A 275-nucleotide genomic window follows, 5' to 3' on the forward strand; every position below is an offset into this window, starting at 1 on the left:
AAGAAAAGCAATTCCTGGAACAGCGGAAGGTACGGTTTGTTTAAGCATATGGACAGTCTTTTCAGCGACTTCTTCAACACCAGCCTTGCGCGCATCTTTGCCATCAATCACCATATTTGGCTTTAAAATCATCCCCTCTAAAACGACACGGGCTTCAAACAATTCTTTAAAGACAGCCTGTAAAACAGTGCGTGTGACTTCAAAGCAACGCGCAATGGAATGCCCGCACGACGGTCCATCCATCAGCACTTCCGGCTCAACAATCGGCACAATCC

The 275-nt window shown here is 46.9% G+C and carries 1 protein-coding gene; it reads right to left on the reverse strand.

Going from position 1 to position 275, the window contains the following annotated elements; genetic code table 11:
* On the reverse strand, nt 1-275 hold a 275-nt coding region (locus BN338_RS09785; protein ID WP_156809284.1), incomplete at both ends, for a class I fructose-bisphosphate aldolase.

It is taken from the genome of Bartonella queenslandensis AUST/NH15 (assembly GCF_000312585.1).
GTDB classification, from domain to species: domain Bacteria; phylum Pseudomonadota; class Alphaproteobacteria; order Rhizobiales; family Rhizobiaceae; genus Bartonella; species Bartonella queenslandensis_A.